This is a genomic window from Collinsella sp. AK_207A (genome assembly GCF_902501965.1).
In the GTDB taxonomy this organism is placed as follows: domain Bacteria; phylum Actinomycetota; class Coriobacteriia; order Coriobacteriales; family Coriobacteriaceae; genus Collinsella.
Genome location: NZ_CABWID010000002.1, coordinates 53,787 through 72,572, shown reverse-complemented (window position 1 = coordinate 72,572; position 18,786 = coordinate 53,787). Strand labels below are relative to the sequence as shown.

12 protein-coding genes are annotated in these 18,786 nt (G+C 61.9%); all 12 read left to right on the top strand.

The window, feature by feature from the left end; genetic code table 11:
• Positions 1–42 precede the first annotated feature (42 nt).
• Entirely contained in the window at positions 43–1,950 is a 1,908-nt protein-coding gene (gene dnaK / locus GDJ97_RS00755) for a molecular chaperone DnaK (protein ID WP_152069324.1), read from the top strand.
• A gap of 2 nt (positions 1,951–1,952) precedes the next feature.
• Entirely contained in the window at positions 1,953–2,738 is a 786-nt protein-coding gene (locus GDJ97_RS00750; protein ID WP_152069323.1) for a nucleotide exchange factor GrpE, read from the top strand.
• Positions 2,739–2,932: 194 nt separating this feature from the next.
• Entirely contained in the window at positions 2,933–3,892 is a 960-nt protein-coding gene (locus GDJ97_RS00745; RefSeq protein WP_152069322.1) for a DnaJ C-terminal domain-containing protein, read from the top strand.
• 63 nt (positions 3,893–3,955) lie between these two features.
• The gene (locus GDJ97_RS00740) at positions 3,956–4,375 is read left to right on the top strand and encodes a heat shock protein transcriptional repressor HspR (RefSeq protein WP_152069321.1); all 420 of its coding nucleotides are present in this window, start codon (positions 3,956–3,958) and stop codon (positions 4,373–4,375) included.
• Between the two features lie 150 nt (positions 4,376–4,525).
• Complete coding sequence (locus GDJ97_RS00735) at positions 4,526–6,172, top strand: hypothetical protein (protein ID WP_152069320.1); 1,647 nt, start codon at positions 4,526–4,528, stop codon at positions 6,170–6,172.
• Between the two features lie 418 nt (positions 6,173–6,590).
• Complete coding sequence (clpB, locus tag GDJ97_RS00730; protein ID WP_152069319.1) at positions 6,591–9,221, top strand: ATP-dependent chaperone ClpB; 2,631 nt, start codon at positions 6,591–6,593, stop codon at positions 9,219–9,221.
• Between the two features lie 335 nt (positions 9,222–9,556).
• Positions 9,557–10,687, top strand: a complete 1,131-nt coding sequence (locus GDJ97_RS00725; protein ID WP_226808658.1) for an ATP-binding protein — start codon at positions 9,557–9,559, stop codon at positions 10,685–10,687.
• Between the two features lie 172 nt (positions 10,688–10,859).
• Positions 10,860–11,528: a Crp/Fnr family transcriptional regulator gene (locus tag GDJ97_RS00720; RefSeq protein WP_193221246.1), complete on the top strand. Its 669-nt coding sequence runs from the start codon at positions 10,860–10,862 to the stop codon at positions 11,526–11,528.
• 156 nt (positions 11,529–11,684) lie between these two features.
• Positions 11,685–12,263, top strand: a complete 579-nt coding sequence (locus GDJ97_RS00715) for a twin-arginine translocation signal domain-containing protein (RefSeq protein ID WP_152069317.1) — start codon at positions 11,685–11,687, stop codon at positions 12,261–12,263.
• A gap of 88 nt (positions 12,264–12,351) precedes the next feature.
• Positions 12,352–16,287: an MBG domain-containing protein gene (locus tag GDJ97_RS00710; RefSeq protein WP_152069316.1), complete on the top strand. Its 3,936-nt coding sequence runs from the start codon at positions 12,352–12,354 to the stop codon at positions 16,285–16,287.
• Between the two features lie 79 nt (positions 16,288–16,366).
• Positions 16,367–17,554, top strand: coding sequence for an ABC transporter substrate-binding protein (locus GDJ97_RS00705; protein WP_193221244.1), 1,188 nt, complete (start codon positions 16,367–16,369; stop codon positions 17,552–17,554).
• Entirely contained in the window at positions 17,551–18,786 is a 1,236-nt protein-coding gene (locus GDJ97_RS00700) for an ABC transporter permease (RefSeq protein WP_226808656.1), read from the top strand. The genes GDJ97_RS00705 and GDJ97_RS00700 overlap by 4 nt, the downstream gene beginning before the upstream one ends.

Sequence of the window (18,786 nt, the reverse complement as noted above, 5' to 3'; positions counted from 1 at the left end):
GCCTTGAAAAAGAAATCGAGTCCTTAGGGAAAGGATGTCAACATGAGCAAGATTCTCGGAATCGACCTCGGTACCACTAACTCCGCCATGGCTGTCCTGGAGGGCGGCTCTCCTACCACGATCGTGAACGCCGAGGGCGACCGCACCACGCCGTCCGTCGTGGGCTTCCGTGCCGATGGCGATCGCATCGTCGGCAAGGCTGCTAAGAACCAGGCCGTTACCAACCCCAAGAACACCGTGTTCTCCATCAAGCGCTTCATGGGCCGCAAGTTTTCCGAGGTCCAGGACGAGCTGAAGACCGTGCCGTACGAGGTCAAGGAAGGCTCCAACGGCCGTTGCGTCGTGGTCATCGAGGGCAAGGAGTACACGCCCGAGCAGATTAGCGCCATGGTGCTGTCCAAGATGAAGGCCGACGCTGAGAAGTACCTCGGCGAGACCATCACCGACGCCGTCATCACCGTGCCCGCCTACTTCAACGATGCCCAGCGTCAGGCCACCAAGGACGCTGGCCGTATCGCCGGCCTGAACGTCAAGCGTATCGTGAACGAGCCGACCGCCTCCGCCCTGGCCTACGGTCTGGACAAGAAGACCCAGGAGCAGAAGGTCCTCGTGTTCGACCTGGGCGGCGGCACCTTCGACGTCTCGCTGCTCGACCTTGCCGACGGCGTGTTTGAGGTTCTCGCCACCAACGGCGACAACCACCTGGGCGGCGATGACTGGGACCAGCGCGTCATCGACTGGATGGCCGATAAGTTCCAGCAGGACAACGGCATCGACCTTCGTAAGGACCCCATGGCTCTGCAGCGCCTGAAGGAGGCTGCCGAGAACGCCAAGAAGGAGCTCTCCGCTGCCCAGCAGGCCGACATCAACCTGCCCTTCATCACCGCCGACGCCACCGGCCCCAAGCACCTCAACTACACGCTGACCCGCGCTGAGTTCGAGAAGATCACGCACGACCTGCTCGAGCGCTGCAAGGCCCCGGTGACCAAGGCGCTGAACGACGCCAAGGTGAAGCTCTCCGATGTCAACGAGGTCATTCTGGTCGGCGGATCCACGCGTATGCCGGCCGTGCAGGAGCTCGTGAAGCAGATGACCGGCAAGCAGCCCAACATGTCCGTGAACCCGGACGAGGTCGTGGCCGACGGTGCCGCCGTTCAGGGCGGCGTGCTCACCGGCGACGTCGAGGGCATCCTGCTGCTCGACGTCACCCCGCTGTCCCTCGGTGTCGAGACCATGGGCGGCATCATGACCAAGATGATCGACCGCAACACCACCATCCCGACCTCCAAGACCGAGGTGTACTCCACGGCCGCCGACAACCAGACGTCCGTCGAGATTAACGTGCTGCAGGGCGAGCGTGAGCTGGCGCGCGACAACAAGTCGCTCGGTAAGTTCCAGCTCACCGGCATCCCGGCGGCGCGCCGCGGCGTGCCTCAGATCGAGGTTACGTTCGACATCGACGCCAACGGCATCGTGAAGGTTTCCGCTAAGGACAAGGGCACCGGCAAGGAGCAGTCCATCACCATCAGCGGCTCCACGGCGCTGTCCGACGAGGAAGTCGACCGCATGGTCAAGGACGCCGAGTCCCATGCCGAGGAGGACAAGCGCCAGAAGGAGGAGGTCGAGGCCCGCAACCAGACCGACTCCCTGTGCTATAGCACCGAGCAGACGCTGAAGGACCTGGGCGACAAGGTTCCTGCCGACGTGAAGTCCGAGGCCGAGGCTGCCATCGCCGACGCCAAGAAGGTGCTCGAGGGCTCCGACGTGGATGCCATCAAGCAGGCCGGCGAGAAGCTGCAGGAAGTTGCCTACAAGCTGGCGCAGATGGTGTACGCCGACGCCCAGCAGGCTTCTGCGGGCGGCGACGCGCCCGCCGGCAGCGGTAACGCCGACGATGACGTGGTCGACGCCGACTACGAGGTCGTGGACGACGATAAGGACCAGCAGTAATCATGTCCGCATGGAATGCTCGCACGGAGGCGGCCCGCGAGGACGCCGCCTCCGCTGACTCTGAGGAGAAGGATGTGAAGATCCCCGTAGAGGACGCCAACGAGGTCAAGGTCCAGGATGCGGACGTCGAGGGCGCGGACACCGCGGAGCCCAGCGAGGAAGAGATGGTCGCTGCGGCCATTGCCGCCGGCGAGCAGGCTGCCAACGACGATTTCAAGCTCAAGTACGAGGCCGCGCGCGACGAGCTTGTCGAGCTGCGCAATCAGGTGGAGGATGCCGAGGAGGCCAAGAAGGCTGCCGAGGACAAGGCGCACGAGGCCGCCGATCGCGTGAACCGTCTTCAGGCCGACTGGGAGAACTATCGTCGTCGTACCGCCAAGGAGCGCTTGGAGGAGCGCGATCGCGCGACCGAGAAGCTCATCGGCAGCTTGTTGCCGGTGGTGGATGACATGGAGCGCGCCATCGAGCATGCCCGCACGCAGCAGCTTGACGATGCATCCCGGCAGTTCGTGGACGGCGTGGATGCCGTGCGCGCCAAGCTGATGAGCGTCTTCGAGCACGAGGGCGTGGAGGCCATCGACCCGGCGGGCGAGGCGTTCGATCCCAATATCCACCAGGCGGTGGGTCGCGTGGAAGATGCCGCGCAGTACGACGAGACGGTGAACGACGTGTACCAGAAGGGGTATCGCATGGCCGGTAAGGTGCTGCGCCCCGCGATGGTGACCGTCACGTACGGTGGGGAGAAGCGCCCCGCGGAGGAGCCCAAGGGCGACACCGCCGAGGAATAGCAACGATCCGCAGGGCCGGTCGGCCACACCTTGTGCTCAGTCCTCGCGAGGCTGGCAAACGTCGAAGGCGTTTGCTCGGTTCGCTGCGGAGTGTCGCTTCAGGTGTGGCCGACCGGCCCTGTGTTGCACGTGCGAGGGCACTTGTCCCCCCCTGTGAAACGATATAAAAGTAAGAGGAGAAAGGGAGGTATTCGATGGCTTCTAACAGGAACTTCTACGATGTTCTCGGTGTCCAGAAGAACGCCTCCGAGGACGAGATCAAGAAGGCGTTCCGCAAGCTCGCGGTGAAGTACCACCCGGACAACGGCGGCGACGAGAACAAGTTCAAGGAGATCAGCGAGGCGTACGAGACGCTGTCCAACCCGGACAAGCGCCGCGAGTACGACCAGCTGCTGATGTACGGCGGTATTCCCGGCCAGGGGGCCGCGGGCGGCGCGTATGCCGGCGGCGCCGCGGGCGTGAATATCGGCGACATTTTGAACAGCATGTTCAGTGGCAACGGCGCGTTCACCAACGATTGGGGCCAGGGCTTCAGCTCGCCTTTTGGTGGGGGCGCCGCGGGTGGCCGCCAGCGCTCGCGCCGTGGCGACGACCTGTCGCTCACCGTGGATGTGTCCGCCGAGGACGCGTTCCGCGGCGTCACGCACAAGGTGACGTACCGGATTCCCTCAACCGGCGAGCAGCAGGCTATCGCGGTGTCCGTGCCTGCGGGCGCGGTGGACGGCGGCAAGCTGCGCTACAAGCGTCGCGGCGAGTACGGCATCAACGGCGGGGAGCGCGGCGACCTGGTGGTCACCACGCATGTGGAGGAGCACCCGCTCTTCAAGCGCAAGGGCGCGGACGTGACCATGGAGCTGCCTATCTCCATCTACGAGGCGGCTCTGGGCTGCTCCGTCGACGTGCCTACGCCGGGTGGTGCCACGGTGCGTCTGAAGGTGCCGGCCGGTACCCAGACGGGCAAGAAGTTCCGCTTTAAGGAAATGGGCGCGCCGGATGTAAAGCATCGCGGCAAGACCGGTGCGCTGCTGGTCAAGGTGGTCGTTAAGGTGCCGACCGCGCTCTCTGACGAGGAGCGCACGTCCTTGGAGCACCTGCGCGACGCCGACAAGCGCGACTACCGCGAGAAGGTCGAGCGCTTCCGCGCGACCGTATAGAACCTGAAAAGTGGTACATTGGGACAGTCCCAATGTACCACTTTGGGAAGGATGGCGAGTTACATGACGCAGGATGCGCGCAACAAGCCGCTGTACATGATTAGCGTAGCGGCGGAGCTGACGGGCATGCACCCGCAGACGCTGCGCGTGTACGAGTCCAAGGGCCTGGTGAACCCCAAGCGCTCGGGGGGCAACACGCGTCTGTACTCGCAGGCCGATATCGAGCGGCTCGAGCTCATCAACCAACTGACCGACGAAGGCATCAACCTTGCCGGCGTCGTGCGCATTTTAGATATGAAAGAGCGCATGGACGCGCGCGAGGCCGAGATTTCGGCCCTTCAGGAGAAGCTGCGCCGCGCCGAGGACGAGCTCCACGAGCTACGGATGCAGAAGCGCATCACCGCGCTTGCCCCGCGCGACGAGAAGACCGATCCGGAGCAGGTGCTCCGCGGCTTGCTCGCCGGCGGTGTGGACACGCTGTAGAGCGGCCTGCCCTGAGGTTGCGCGCCGCATGCTGAGGCGCCGACCGACCGGCGACGCACGTGGAAAACGGAAAAATAGATTGTGGCGACACGCCCCGCAGCGCATGGGTATAGTCATGCGCTGCATTGAACGGTACGAGGGAGTTGCCATATGGAGCGTCGGGATATCCAAGACAATCAAGACGAGAATCAGCAGGTAGACGGTGCTGTCTCTGAAGATGTGACACCGAGTGAGTCTGCTGGGCAGATGAGCGGGGAGAGTCTTGCCGGCGATGAGGGCTCGGTCGCCGAAGATGAGCAGGTTTCCGCTGCAGAAGCCCCTGCCATCGACCCTGCCGACGCCGCGGAAGCCGCCTCGTATGCGCTTGCCCGCCTGACTCCCGAGTCCGAGGCAGCTGAAGAAGCGCTCGAGAGCCTCTCCGATCTTTCCGGTGTGGCCGCCATGGCGACGGAGCTGGAGGGCGAGCTTTCCGCGCAGGATGCCTTCTTCGCTGCGGAGGCCGCGCGCGCCGCGAGCATCGCCGATGAAGCGGCGACCGGCAAGACTACGCTGATTCCCGAGTCCTCGTCGGAAACTTCGTCGCTCACGCGTCCGCTGCCCGGTCATAGCTCCGTGCCACATGTGGACGAGACCATCATGATGAAGCGCGCGGGCGAGGTGCCCCAGCGGCTCTCGCAGCTGCCGCGGAACCAGCGTCCAGGCAGGCACCCTATGTCGCCGCATAAGAAGCTCGCTATCGGCCTGGCCGTCGTGTTGGCGCTGGGCGTAGCGGGATTTGGTGGCTACGAGCTCTATCTTCAACGGGAGGCTCAGGCTAGTCAGCAGGCGGCGGCATCCGTGCAGGATGTCACCATCGCCGTGAATGTTGCTGGTCTTTCCACCTCGAGTTCCGAGGCGTACGGTGCCGTGGGTTCCAAGATTCCCGTGCAGGTTTCCGGTCAGGATGCGAACGGCAGCATCGTGGATCAGATCGCCTACATGGACGAGAAGGGTCAGGGGATTCGCCTGATGCCCGGCGACTACACCCTCACCGTGGCTGCCTCGCCTATCGCCGTGGACGGTACGATCTACCAGGTGCCCGATACCAAGTTGCAGCTGAAGGTCATCGTCGGTACGAGCGACTACACCAAGGCCGGGTCCTTCGACTTTGTTGCCGCCTCTGCCGCAGACGTGACGGATGGCGCTATCAAGGACGCCTACAAGTACGCATCCGAGGGCGGGGCTCCTTCGGATGCCGTTGCCCAGATTCTTCGAGACGTCGCCACGGCGCGCCGGGACACCGCCAGGGACGCGGCGTCCAAGCAGCAAGCCGAACTGCAAAAGGAAGCGGATGACCTGCATAAGGCCACGAACAGCTACAGCCTCGACCTGCCGCGCTCGTGGTACGGACGTGTTCAAACGGCCCAGAACGGCAACGACCTCTACGTGTACCAGGCGGACACGAACGCGTTGGTGTGCCAGCTGAGCGTGCAGAAGGATGGCACGGCCGCGCCTTCGAGCGGCACGGCCGTGCTGGCAACCGCATCGCTCGGCAACGGGGCGAGCGTTGTGGTGATCGGTCCGGTATATGCGCAGCTGCTGCCCCAGATTTCTGCCGGAAAGGCCTCGCGCGACGCGGTGAAGGGCCTGACCGATAAGCAGATCGAGGAACTGGTGCTTCTGCAGACGGGGATGAGCTATTCCTACGAGGAGATCGATCGCGGCATCGCCGGCAAGAACGCCGGGGACGACGCCGAGATAAAGATCACGCAGGATTACATCACCCAGACTCTCGCCTCGAGCATTAAGGCGTCGTAAGTTCGGAACGGCGCGGGCCGCCGTACGGAGATAAACGCTTAAGTGTAGAGTTCTTGCGGGCGGACCGGAGTACAAGCCGGTCCGCCCGACGCGTTTCCAGGGCTTTTGTCGGGCTGGGTTGCGCTGCTACTCGGCCCGACGGGAGAAAACTCTACACTTAAGCGTTTATCTCCGGTTCCAACGCGCTCGTGGTCGGTTTGGGGCGCCCTCCTCCGGCCCGTTTTGCCCAACGCAACATATTGCGGGTGAAAAGACTTAGAAAACCTTATATAAATAGACTTAGATTTTGTATAAAAGGGAGCACATGGGCAACAATCTCATTCGATAACAGATCGGCTGCCCCAAAGGGCGGCCGGGCGGGTGGTCGTTGGCGCGCGCGCCGCGCGGCGACCGCGTTGCCACAGGAGAGGTGAAGCATATGAGAATTGATAAGTTGGCGATGACATCCAAGCAGGCGCTGCAGGCTGCCATCGGCATCGCGGAAGATGCGCAGGCGGGCGCGGTGGAACCCATCCACCTGCTCTCGGCGCTGCTTACGAGCGGTGAGCGCAACATCTCCGTGATCATCGAGCGCATCGGCGCCGACCCGCGCCAGCTGGAGCAGGCTACGCAGCAGGCCATTGCCGCGGCGCCCAAGGTGTCCGGCTCGGGCCAGCAGATTGGGCTTTCAAACGAGCTCACGCGCGTACTCGAGCGCGCCGAGAAGAAGGCCTCCAAGATGGAGGACTCCTTCGTGGTAACGGAGCACCTGCTTATGGCGCTTGCCGAGGACAAGGGCCAGGTGGGTCAGATCCTTGCCAACGCGGGCGTTACCAAGGAGCGCATCGAGCAAACCTACACCGAGCTGCGCGGCGATGACCGCGTAACCAGCGAGGACGACAAGACACAGTTCGAGGCGCTCAAGCAGTACGGGCGCAACATCTGCGACTTGGCGCGCGCCGGCAAGCTGGACCCGGTGATCGGCCGTACGGACGAGATTCGCCGCACCATACAGGTGCTCTCCCGCCGCACCAAGAACAATCCCGTGCTCATCGGCGAGCCGGGTGTGGGCAAGACGGCCATCGTCGAGGGCATCGCCCAGCGTATCGTGGCCGGTGACGTGCCGAGCACGCTGCGCGACCGCGACCTCATCGAGCTGGACATGTCCGCGCTCGTGGCCGGCGCCAAGTACCGTGGTGAGTTCGAGGACCGTCTGAAGGCCGTGCTGAAGGAAGTCGAGAAGGCCAACGGCAAGGTCATCCTGTTCATCGATGAGCTGCACACCATCGTGGGCGCGGGTGCCACCGAGGGCTCCATGGACGCCGGCAACATCCTGAAGCCGGCGCTCGCCCGTGGCGACCTGCATGCCATCGGTGCTACCACGCTGGACGAGTACCGCAAGTACATCGAGAAGGACGCGGCGCTGGCCCGTCGTTTCCAGACGGTCATGGTGAGCGAGCCGAGCGTCGAGGACACCATCTCCATCCTGCGTGGCCTGAAAGAGAAGTACGAGATCTTCCACGGCGTGCACATCACGGATGGCGCGCTCGTGGCGGCCGCGGACCTCTCCGACCGCTACATCGCCGACCGCTTCCTGCCCGACAAGGCCATCGACCTGGTGGATGAGGCCGCCAGCCGGCTGCGTATGGAGCTCGATTCCATGCCGGTCGAGATCGACCAGATCACGCGTCAGCTCACGCAGATGCAGATCGAGGAGCAGGCGCTCATGAAGGAGACGGATGACGCCTCCAAGGAGCGTCTGGAGGTGCTGCGCCAGGAGATCGCCGAGGTGCAGGAGAAGCTCAACGTGCAGAAGGCGGGCTGGCTCAACCAGAAGAATGCCATCGATCGCGTGCAGGAACTCAAGTCCAAGCTCGATGACGCCAAGAGCGAGCTCGATCGCGTGACGCGTGACGGCGACCTGGCGCGCGCCGGTGAGCTGCGCTACTCGATCATTCCCGGCCTGGAAGCCCAGATCAAGGACGGCGAGGCCCAGCTCGAGGCGCAGAAGCAGAAGGACGGTGAGAGCCTGAACGAGCAGGTGACCTCCGACGAGATCGCCGAGGTCGTCTCCGCGTGGACGGGCGTGCCTGTGTCCAAGATGATGCAGGGCGAGCTCGACAAGTTGAAGAACCTGGAGGGCGAGCTGCACAAGCGCGTCATCGGGCAGGACGAGGCCGTCTCCGCGGTGGCCGCGGCCGTGCGCCGCAGTCGTGCGGGTCTCGCGGACCCGGACAAGCCCATCGGCAGCTTCTTCTTCCTCGGCCCCACCGGCGTCGGCAAGACCGAGCTGGCGAAGGCGCTCGCCGAGTGCCTGTTCGACGATGAGCGCGCGCTCGTGCGCATCGACATGTCCGAGTACATGGAGAAGTTCAGCGTCCAGCGCCTCATCGGCGCCCCTCCTGGATACGTGGGTTACGACGAGGGCGGCCAGCTCACCGAGGCCGTGCGCCGTCGTCCGTACAGCGTCATCCTGTTGGATGAGATGGAGAAGGCGCACCCGGACGTTTTCAACGTGCTGCTGCAGGTGCTTGATGACGGCCGCCTGACCGATGGCCAGGGTCGCCAGGTGAGCTTCAAGAACACGATCATCATCATGACCTCCAACGTGGGGTCACAGGCGATCGCGGAGTTCGCTGGCAAGGACGAGGAGAAGATGCGCCACGAGGTCAACGACGCCATGGCGCACACCTTCCGCCCTGAGTTCCTCAACCGTATCGACGATATCGTGGTGTTCCATCCGCTCGGCATGGCGCAGATCGAGAAGATCGTGGACATCCAGCTCGCCGACGTGCGCCGTCGCCTGGAGAAGGACCGCATGACGCTCGTTATAACGCCCGCGGCCAAGCAGATGCTCGCGGTGGGCGGCCTGGACCCGGTATATGGCGCGCGGCCGCTCAAGCGCCTGATCCAGCGCGAGGTCGTGGATGCCGTGGCCAGCGCCATCATCGACGGTGCGGTGCACGAGGGCGATCAGATCACGCTCGGTGTGGACACGAACGGTCAGTTCACCGTGGAGCAGGATGCCACGGGTCCGGCGCCTACGTACGAGGTGCCCGAGGACAAGTAATCGGCGCGGGCGAGGATAATCGCTACGCAGCGAGAGGCGGCGAGTCGCGCCAAGCGGCCCGCCGCCTTTGTTTTGCGCGCCGTTTTCGACGTCAGATGCATTGTCGCTGCATGCCCCGAGCGCTTTTCGATGTTTGTGGGCGCGCGAAGACCCCTGAAAGGGAGAAAAGCGCACTGAAGATATCCAATCGTGCCCGGCGCGGTGCAAATCGGTATAAGTTAGTATAAGTCGGTATAAGTTAGTGCAAATGAGTATAAGTCGGTATAAGTCGGTGCAATTTGGTGTAAATTGACGAAGACTTGCCCCTTTTCTGCCCTTTCGGTTTGGAGGTCCTTGTGCCCAACCCATTTAAGCCGACGGCGGGCAAGATGCCGCCCATCCTCATCGGACGGCAGTCCATCATCGACGATTTCAAAGAAGGCCTGGAAAACGGTGCCGGCGCTCCGGGTCGACTCATGCTGATAACCGGCCAGCGCGGATACGGCAAGACGGTCATGCTTACCGAGCTGGGCCGCGTGGCAAAGGACGCTGGCTGGGAGGTTATCTCCGAGACGGCATCTGAGGGCATGTGCGATCGTCTGGCGAGCGCCCTTGTTCGTCCGGGTATGAAGCTTCGGGGCGTCAACGTGCAGCCATCAATCGGTGTGTCGGGCATCTTGAACGCGAGCTTGGGCGGGGCATCGTTTTCCGTTGATCAGGTCGCGCTGACCTTGCGCGAGGTCGTCAATCAAAGGCTTGCGAAGATGCCGAGGGGCAAGGGCATCGTCTTTACCATTGACGAAGCCCAAGCGGCAAGCATGGCGGATATGGTCGCGCTTGCCACGACGATTCAGCATGTGATTCGCGATGAGGACATGCGCGACGTTTCCGATTCAGACAAACATGGCGTCGCCTTCGTCTTTGCCGCGTTGCCTTCCCTCATGGATGAGTTGCTGCACGAGAGGGTGCTCACGTTCCTGCGCAGAAGCGTGCAGCACGATCTGGGCCTTGTGGCATATCCGGATGTGCGCAGCGCCTATATCGAGGTTGTGCGCGAAGGGGGGCTTGCCATTGATTCCGAGGTCGCAGAGCTGGCCGCCGAGGCATCGGATGGTTATCCCTATATGATTCAGCTGGTTGGATACTATATGTGGCGTGCCGCCGAGGTGCGTGGCTCAAAGGAGATTGAAGAAGCGGACGTCATCCAGGGTAAAAAAGATGCGCTTGTGCTGTTCGATGACGCCGTGTGCGCCCCGCTCTTCGACGGATTGACCGCCGCGCAAAAGTTGTTCGTGAAAGCGGTCGCAAAAGAGGCGCCGCAGCCGGCAAAGGTTTCTGAAATCGCGAATCGAGCTCATCGCAGTGCCAGCTGGGTGAGCAAGTACCGGGCGAGCCTCATCAAGGAGCGCGTGGTCGAGTCTGCCGGCTACGGCTTGGTTCGACTGTCCGCTTCGCATCTGGCCGAGTACGTGCAATCGCTGCGCTAAAAGCCTCACCGCCCCTCACTCACCGGAATAATTCCAAAAGAGAGCCATGGCAACCCACATGAAGTTAGCCTTATGTAACAATTAGCCATTGCAGCTGGGTGCTATGCCGCCGTTCCATCCAGCTGCCTTTCCGCGTGCAGGGAGAGCGGCTGAAAAGGAGCCATCGAGTATCATGGATGTCGATGAGGCAATGCTGGCCGTTCTCAAGAAGTCTCCGGTCTTTGCGGGCATAGATCCCGCCGAGCTGCCCGGCCTGCTGCGCGCCCTCGGCGCGTACACGCGCTCCTTCTCCAAGGGTGAGGCGGTCTTTCACAGCGGCGATAAGCTCAAGGCCGTGCCTGTGGTGCTCAAGGGTCGCACCGAGGCGCGTATGCTGGGCAAGGACGGCTCGCGTCAGATCATCTCGCGCTTCGAGGTGGGAGATTCCTTTGCCGAGGCGGTTCCCATGGCGGTGGGGACGGCACCCGTTGAGGCGATCGCCCTGCAGGACTCCGTCATCCTCTTCCTTCCCGCTGAAGGGCTCAAGGGCAACGGTGACGGTGCACTGCTGCGGCTGTACGCCAACGTGATGGGCGAGATGTCTAAGAAGGTCAAGACGCTCACGACCAAGCTCGCGCTGCTCTCTGAGCCGCGCCTTCGCAAGCGCATCGCGCTGTACCTGCGGCGCCTGCCGGAGGACAAGGACGGTTATGTGACCATTCCCTATAGCCGCAAGGGCTTGGCGGAGTACCTGGCGGTGAACGATAAGGCGCTGCTGCGCGAGCTCCGCCGCATGATCGAGGAGGGCGTGCTCGAGGGCGAGGGCCGGCGCCTCAAGCTGACGAGCCGCGGAGATCTCTAGAAATCATCCCGAAAAAACTCAAAAAAGTTAGCTAAAGGTAACCTTGGCAACCTTTATAAAGTTTCCCTTATGAAACAATGCACGCCAAGAGATGAACAAAAGCATGCAGCGTTCAACTCCAAGCTTTACCGCAGTTCCCGATGAAGGGGGAGCACTATGGAGAAGGGTTATTCGCGTCGAGATTTCCTGAAAGTGACGGGTGCTGCTGCGTTGGTCGTAGCGGCGGCAGGTTGTGGCCTGGCGACGGGGCCCACGAGCGCGTTTGCCGATGCGAGCACAGATGACACGTACACGGTCACTGCGAACGTGTACGTTGATAAGGCAGACACGCCTATCGGAAAGAACGCCTATGTCACTAACAGCGGCAACCCTCCGCGCGATAAGCCTACGAGTCCCGTGTATAACAACGCGACACTTGTAATAAAAGACGGGAAAAAACTGCTGACGGTCCCCATCGTTAACGATACGTTTGGCATTTTATCTATCGCTGATACCTCGACGGATGGTGTTGTCTCGGTGGTCGGTACAACTGAAACGGCATGGAAGGCCCCGTTCCCATGGACCACACCTTATGCGAACCGGATCGCAACCATCACCTTTGATGTGACGAACTTTGCAGCGGGTACCTCGGTCGCAACGTTTTCCCCGTCGAAGGAGTTCGCGACGTTCCCGCTGTACAGGGGCGATAAAGCTTGGAACCTGCATCTTGTCGCAGATTTGAGTGCGGCACAGTAAGAGCTTTTGCACGAATCTTGGGGCGCAAAGCTAAAGGCCTCGGCTCAGCTTCGTTAGAGCCGGGGTCTTTTGGAGTAAGGGAGAAGAAATGGATAACAGGGCTACGCGATTGCTCCGCTATGGTTTGAGGCAGGCGGTGATACTCGTTGCCGCCCTCTCGATGGTGGGCTCCCAGCTGCCGATGACGGCGTTTGCCGAGGTGGCCCAGGAGGCCCAGGTTGCCTCTGAGCGGGCAAATTCCGACCAAGGCGTCACGGTCACGGATTCTGAGGCTGCGGCTACCACCGATAATACCGATACTGATTTGTCGGAGAATCATCCGGATGCCGATGCGGCGCAGCAAGTTCAGACGGACAAGCAAGAGACCGATGAGAAAGCTGCTGCGGCAGAAGACGTTCCCTCGGCGGCGAAGGGGGAGCAGGAGAAGCAGGGTGCTTCGAGCGATGCGGAGAAAATGCAGGATTCCCAGTCTGCTGAGGAGGAGTCTGCAGCCGCCTCCCTCCTTGCCGCGTCTGATGAGGCTGACCCCGAGTCCTCGCGCATCTACTCGTCCGTGGACAAGCTCGTGCCGGGAACGTATAGCGTTCTGGCGAACATCTCCATGCGTGACCCCATTCCCGGCATGAATCTGCGAGCCTATGCCACAAATCCTCTTAATCCGGAAAGCATTAACGGTGCCAGCGGTATCCCCAATGTTCCCGTAAAAACTCGTAATGCCACGCTTGTCGTTGCTGCGGACGGCACGGTAACCGTTGTCGTCACCCTGCCCAACCCGGTTTTCACCTTTCAGAAGCTTGGTACGAGCGATGGGGCGAAGATTACGAATGTAACCACGAAGCCAATCGAGAAGAAGGACAACGACGACGACTACAACAAGAAGGTTGCCGATGCAGGCATTACAACGCGCATCGAACACATCACCTTCCAATTGGACAATCTGAGCGGCACCTATCATTTGACCGGAAATACCGAGTACGCAACTACGCTCAATAAATTCCTCAACAAGGATCTCGATTTGGACCTTGACCTCGCGAACGCCAAGAAGGAAGTTTCGGGTGATTTTGCGAAAACGTTCAGCGATCAAGCGACTGGCGTGAAGCTCGATGTAAAGGCCGATGCGAGCTCGTCGGCGATAAATGAGCTGTCCGAGGCGACCCTTTCCGTCGCGTCGGTTACCAGCGGTCACGCATATGAAGCACTGAAGGTCTCTCTCGGTCAGAAGTATAAGACGGTTCCCGATTATGCGCTCTATACCATCGATTTGATGGCACAGGGGGCCGCCATCGTACCAGATGACGCTGTGGCCTTGACGTTGAAGCTGTCCAAGCAGCCTGCCGGGTCCAAGGTGTTCCGTTTCGCCGGAAACAAATTGGAGGAAGTTGGCTCCGTTGCCGCTGACGGCACCCTGAGCGCCCCGGTTTCCGGTCTGGGTTCCTTTGTGATTGCGACTCCCAAGGACGAGGCAAATACGGGTGAGTGGGCCTGGACTTGGGATAGCCTGGACGCGGCCTCGGGTATCGGCATCTCGTACGAGACCGATGGAACGCTTGATGGTCCTTTTACGGATCTGGGTACGCCCGAAGAGAGCGTTGAGATTATGAAGTGGTACTCAGGATATTTCAAGTTGAACACAAAGATATTGAACGACAGGGGATATACCGATCAGGTGCAATCTCTGGTGTCGAGTGAGTCTTCGTTTTCCTCGCCACAGGTGAAGGGTCTGTATAGTGCAGGGCTAACGATACCCGACTTTGTTCCCAATGCTAATCTCTTCGATCCCGCGGGCAAATTCACTTTCTCTGATGAGCACATTGTGTTTGCCATGACGGTGCCCGCCTCCCAGGGAAGCGAGTTCTACCTGATAACGGGCACCAAAGGCTCGGGTGCCACCAAAGCAATCAAGCTCAAGGCATCGGTGGCGGACGGCAAGGCGTACGTTCGCCTGACAAAGGAGAATACCGGCACTGGCAACGTAACGAACTACCTGTTCAACTCCGCGTTGGATCTTGACGGAGGGACGATGCAGCCTGCCAGTGACGATACCCCCTGGGGCTACATTGCCGTGGTCAACGACGCTCCCAAACAGGTTGTCCAGCCGACGGCGGTGAAGGATCTCGTCTACACCGGAAAGGTCCAGATCGGCGTGACCGCGGGCGAGGGCTATACCGTTGGTGGCGTGGCTTCGTCAACCAACGCGGGAAGCTACAAAGCTATCGTTACCCTCAAGGACGGCTACGTCTGGAAGGATGGCACGAACAACCCCGTGATTATCGACTGGTCCATTGCTAAAGCCCCGCTTACGGCAGCCTTCAAGAACACGACGCTCAATGTGGGTGATGAGCTCAGTACCGGCCTTATGGATATTACGGGGTTTGTGAACGGCGAATCAATTATCTCGGTGAAACTGGCAGATACAACGTTCACCTTGCCAACGATGTCGGGTGGCGATACGTCGCAGGTGGGTACGTATACCGTGACCCCGACGGGCGGTACTGCTAAGAACTATGAGTTTGTGGGCGTACCGGGAGTGTTGACGGTCAAGAAGCCCGCAGCTTCCAAGGAACTCGCCCCCGGTACTTACCGGATTACCGCCAACCTCTCCATGCCGGGCAAGTACAATCCGTTGTTGCCGGGCACCACGGTGTATCCGACGAATCCGAATAACCCATTTGGACCCGTGATCGATTACAACGATCAAGCCGAGGTGTCGAACGATATTCCAATGACCCCTGTTTCCATGAATGCGACGCTCGTGGTGGCGAAAGATGGGACGCGCACGCTTGTCCTACCTGTTAAGAATCCCGTGTTCACGCTGCAGGAACTTGGTACGTCAAGCGAGCTCAAGGATATTTCGGTCACGCGCGTGCCGCCCAAGGATCCAGCAAACTGGAAATACGGGAAGTACGAAACACGGATCAGTCAGCTGACGATTAAGCTGACTGACGACTTGACAAGTGGGACGAAGGCATACTTCTTCAAGGGCTCAAAGATGTACGCAGTGCCCCTAGACCAGGATATTCAGCCGGCGGGTGATGTCGCCCTGCAGCTTGATGTTGCCTATAGCTCCGCCAAGAAGGTTTCTGACAGCACGACGGTTCCCGGCGGTAACGGCGGTTCCACGAACCCTGGAGGCAACGGGGGAGGGTCGGATCATAACAACTCCGGCAACGCCGGTGGTAACCAGAACAACAATCAAGGCAACCAGGGCACCTCGAACAACGGGGGCTCCACGGGCGGTAGCGGCACGGCGACCGGGCACCTTAAGGAGGGCACCTACACCGTGACGGCGAACATCTACGTGAGCCGTGCGAGCTCGGGCCTGCCGCTCTCACCGCACATCACGAGCGGCGTGTTCCCGCCCAAGGACCCGGTCACCAATAACGCCACGCTCAAGGTGGATGCCAACGGCCGCGCCGTGCTCTACCTGCCCATCAAGATCCAGTCGCGCATCATGACGGTGCAGAGCGTGAACGGGTTGAACGTCATCTCGAGCACAGGTGGCAACGCGCTCACCAGCGTGACCATCGACCTCGGCGTGCTTGAGAACCCCGGCTCCACCATCAAGAAGGGCTGCTCGGTGACCATCACCATGGGCTCACTCGCCTCGACCATCTCGGGCATCACCGGCCAGCACACCTGGGACGCCACCTTCGAGCTGAACCTCTCGGGGCTGCCGAGCTCCGGTGGCGGCTCGGTCCCGGCCGGCCTGCTCTCCAAGCTGCAGAACGCCGATTCCAACGTGACGGGCGTCACGACCAAGGAGGCCGAGCAGGCCGCCCTCGAGGCGCTCGAAGCCGAGGCGGCGGCTGCCGGCGAGGACGGCAAGAACAGTCCCGTGCAGAAACTTGCGGGCAAGAGCAGTGGCGAGAAGGCGCTCGAGACCAACCCGGTTGCCTTTGCGGCCGGCGTGGTGTTTGCCGGCGCGCTGGTTGGCGGTGGCTGCGTGTGCGGCGTGAACGCCTATCGCCGCCACAAGCGCGAGGCAGAGCGGAGCAGTCGCACGGCCGAGAAGACCGAGGCTTAGTCACCGCACGGCATGCAGGCAAGGCGGACGGGATGCTGGTCCCGTTCGCCCCTTTCAAACGTACTGGGGAGACGCATTCATGAACATCACCACCGATCTTTCGCGCCGTAGCTTTCTGGCGCTTGGCGGGTCTGCCCTCACGGTTCTGGCTGGCCTGGGCCTCGCCGGCTGCTCGGGCGGCTCGTCTACCGGCTCCGGTTCCGCTGCTGCCGGCTCGTCGCCCGCAGGCGTGACCTTCAAGTCTAAGAGCGAGGATCGCGAGCTCAAGGGCTCGGCCGACGCCACCAAGGTGCGCGTGGGCCTCATCATGGGCCCGCCCTCCATGGGACTCTCGCAGTTCCTGCTGGCGGCTAAGAACAACAAGACCTTCAACGACTTCTCCTTCGAGCTGAACGGCGTGGACTACGTGGGCCTCTCGGCCAAGTTCAACCAAGGGGACTACGACATCTGCACCCTGCCCAGCAACATCGGGCCCATCCTCTTCAACAACGACGAGCTCAAGAACGACTATCAAGTTATTTCCATTGACAACCTGGGCGTGCTCTACGTGATGACCACCGATTCCTCCATCAAGACGCTCGACGACCTCAAGGGCAAGCAGGTGTTCGCCTACGGTCAGGGCGGCACGCCGGAGTACACCATCGAGGCGCTGCTCAAGAAGACAGGGCATGCTGGCGACTTCAACATCGTGTTCAAAAGCACGCCATTCGAGATCCTGAACCTCATTCAAGATCAGCCGAACGCCATCGCCATTCTGCCGCAGCCCTTCGTGGCGCTCGCCGAGACCATGGTGGACAAGCTCTACGTGCCCATCTCTATCACGGACGAGTGGAACAAGGCGTTCAAGAAGGAGGGATCGATGGCTGTTACCACCACGACCATCGTGAACAAGAAGTTCGCCGAGGAGCACGAGCAGGCCGTGGTGGAGTACCTGCAGATGGCGGGCAAGAGCGTGGAGTGGTCGCTCAAGAACATGAAGGCCGCCTCGCAGCTGCAGGAGGAGTTGGGGACCTTCCTCAACAACCAGGTTTCGCTTGCGGCTATGCCGCACATCGAGATGGTGAGCCTCACGGGCGAGCGTATGCGCACGGCGCTCTCCGGGTTTGTGAAGTGTCTCTACGATGCCAACCCCGATAGCGTGGGCGGCAAGATTCCCGGTGACGGCTTCTACTACCTGCCGCCCCAGGGGTATCTGGACGATTCGAACACGAGCGTCTCGGGCGAGGACGTGCCCACCGACGGCAGCGCGAGTGGGGACCTGCAGTGAGTGCCCAGGGGAGGGGTGCCGGCAAGACAGGTGCCGTGGACGCGGGCATACCGGCGTCTGCGGCGGACGAGGCCGCGCGCGGCGAGGCTTGGGCCGAGGCGGCGGGCGCTCCCGGGCGCGTTCTCACCCCGGCGCAGATCCACGACATGATGGGCGTGGACGAGGCACGCGCCGCACAGATGATCCAGATGGTGCGTCAGAACGGCTTGCCCGACGACCAGATGGCGTTCATGGTGCGCACCGCCGCGGGCAAGGGCGCCACGCCGGACAGAATCCTCGCGGTGATGCGGACCTTCGGGGCCGCGGACGAACGGGCTATCGGCGTGATGCGCACCTCCGGCGTGCTGGGTGACGAGGAGGCCGACGCCTTCCTCACGGGTGTGCGTGCGCTCGCCGTGGCGGCCACGGGCGCCGCGGATGACGAGGGCGCCGCTGCCGTCGCGCGGCGCGAGAAGTGCCTCGGCCTCCTCAAGCGGGCGGGCATCATCCTGTTCTGGTTCGCGGTGTGGGAGGTCGCCGACCGCCTCATCGGCAACCGCCTGGTGCTCGCCGGGCCCATCCGCACGCTCGAGGCGCTGGCCGCCCAAGTGGTGAAGCCCAACTTCTGGGTGATCAGCCTAGCGTCCACGGCGCGCATCGCCGTCGGCTTTCTCATGAGCTTCACGGCGGGCGTGCTGCTGGCGCTCGTGGCGTACCGCGTGCGCATCGTGCGCGACTTCGTGGACCCCATTATCTCGCTGCTGCGGACGCTGCCCATCGTGAGCTTTATCATCATGCTGCTCATCTGGGTGGGGCCGCAGAACCTCACCATGTTCCTGGCGTTCTTCATCGTGCTGTCGCTCATCTACACCAACGTGCTCTCGGGCTTTGAGAGCGTGGATCCCCAGATGCTCGAGATGGCGCGGGTGTTCCGCTTCTCGCCGTGGCGCACGTTCATGTACGTGTACCGGCCCGCGGTGATGCCGTTTCTGGCTTCGAGCTGCAAGATCAGCCTGGGCATGAGCTGGAAGAGCGGCATCATGGCCGAGGTGCTCGCCATGCCCGATCCGTCGATCGGCAAGCAGATGAACACAGCGCGCACCTTCTTGAACACGCCGGACCTCTTTGCCTGGACCGTGGTGGTGATGATTCTCTCGCTCGCGTTCGAGAAGCTGTTCATGCAGCTGGTGAAGTTCGCGGCGCAGCCGTGGGGCGGACCGTTGGGGCGCGGCGCCGCGAAGGGCGGTGAGTGA

Coding starts and splice junctions, on each gene's coding strand:
- dnaK (WP_152069324.1), top strand. CDS start 43: ATGAGCAAGATTCTCGGAATCGACCTCGGTACCACTAACTCCGCCATG.
- GDJ97_RS00750 (WP_152069323.1), top strand. CDS start 1,953: ATGTCCGCATGGAATGCTCGCACGGAGGCGGCCCGCGAGGACGCCGCC.
- GDJ97_RS00745 (WP_152069322.1), top strand. CDS start 2,933: ATGGCTTCTAACAGGAACTTCTACGATGTTCTCGGTGTCCAGAAGAAC.
- GDJ97_RS00740 (WP_152069321.1), top strand. CDS start 3,956: ATGACGCAGGATGCGCGCAACAAGCCGCTGTACATGATTAGCGTAGCG.
- GDJ97_RS00735 (WP_152069320.1), top strand. CDS start 4,526: ATGGAGCGTCGGGATATCCAAGACAATCAAGACGAGAATCAGCAGGTA.
- clpB (WP_152069319.1), top strand. CDS start 6,591: ATGAGAATTGATAAGTTGGCGATGACATCCAAGCAGGCGCTGCAGGCT.
- GDJ97_RS00720 (WP_193221246.1), top strand. CDS start 10,860: ATGGATGTCGATGAGGCAATGCTGGCCGTTCTCAAGAAGTCTCCGGTC.
- GDJ97_RS00715 (WP_152069317.1), top strand. CDS start 11,685: ATGGAGAAGGGTTATTCGCGTCGAGATTTCCTGAAAGTGACGGGTGCT.
- GDJ97_RS00710 (WP_152069316.1), top strand. CDS start 12,352: ATGGATAACAGGGCTACGCGATTGCTCCGCTATGGTTTGAGGCAGGCG.
- GDJ97_RS00705 (WP_193221244.1), top strand. CDS start 16,367: ATGAACATCACCACCGATCTTTCGCGCCGTAGCTTTCTGGCGCTTGGC.